General features: G+C 44.8%; 2 protein-coding genes. Both read left to right on the top strand.

The features are described from left to right. The coding region (locus B3M51_RS14500) for a response regulator (protein ID WP_292757883.1) at nucleotides 1-246 on the top strand (246 nt) is incomplete at its 5' end. A 57-nt stretch (nucleotides 247-303) separates the two neighbouring features. Next, on the top strand, nucleotides 304-1265 hold a 962-nt coding region (locus B3M51_RS14505; protein WP_292757884.1), incomplete at its 3' end, for an EAL domain-containing response regulator.

The raw sequence follows: 1265 nt of genomic DNA on the forward strand, positions 1-1265 counted from the left end.
AGTGATGCAGATATTGACTTATTATTCACCGATGTGGTGATGCCAGGTGGTATGAGTGGAAGAGAGCTGTCTGATAAGGCGCAGCGAATCCGACCACAATTAAAAGTTTTGTTCACTTCAGGATATACCGAGAACTCTATCGTCCATCATGGTCGGTTGGACCCTGGAGTCATGTTACTGAGTAAACCATATAGTCGAGATGAACTCACCACGAAAATCCGAAAGTCTTTGCAGAACGAGTCATAAATGTCAAAGTGTCTACAGAGTTTATTTTTATTGGATAACCAAGAGTAATCTGGGGCGATGACCGAATTAAAAGTACTCATTCTGGATGACAACAATCTCACTGCAAGAGCAATTGCTAATGTCGCTGAATTTATCGGTCTGTCAGCCAAAATAACCTCTGACTTTCAAAGTTTTCTGGAGATCATCAATGACTGGAGCCCACAATATCTGATTATTGATTTGATTATGCCGGATATGGATGGTGTAGAAGTGCTTGGAGAACTGGGCCGTATGCAGATCGATGCCCAGTTAATCATCACAAGTGGCGCCGGGCAGCAACTATTGCATGCTGCAGCACGTTCGGCCGGTGCGCATGGTCTTAATGTTCTGGGGATTCTTCCCAAGCCCTTTAATCCCAAAGCTTTCCGGGATTTGATTAACGCTGAATCCATCAACACAGCTGACAACACCTTTGGTCAGCAACTCCGCGCTGAAAACCAGACCAATACCCTTACCGTCAATGAGCTGGAACAAGCGATTAACGCGCATGACATTTATCTGGTATATCAACCAAAAGTATCCTGTGTCAGTGGCACGCTAACTGGCCTTGAAGCGCTTGCACGCTGGCAGCACGCAGAAAAGGGCTTCATTTCACCGGAAAAATTTATTCCCTTAGCCGAACAGAATGATCTTATCGACAAATTAACCTTACAGGTATTTGAACAGGCATTACCTTTTCTAAATCAGCTTCAGGAAGCCGATCCGTCGCTAAAAGTCCAGAACAGGGGCTTATTGCTTTCGGTCAATATTTCTGCGGCATCACTCAGTAACCTCGAGCTATTCAAACAAATTGAAATGCTTTGTGAAGCCCATAATATCAAACCGGATCAACTGATCCTGGAGTTGACGGAAACAGCCGCAATGGATGACCCTGTGATATCTCTGGATATTCTGACCAGACTGCGACTGCGAGGATTTCGTTTATCCATAGATGATTTTGGGACCGGTTTTTCGTCGATGTTGGCCTTGGTTCGTATGCC

The organism is Methylophaga sp. UBA2689 (genome assembly GCA_002354555.1).
In the GTDB taxonomy this organism is placed as follows: Bacteria; Pseudomonadota; Gammaproteobacteria; order Nitrosococcales; family Methylophagaceae; genus Methylophaga.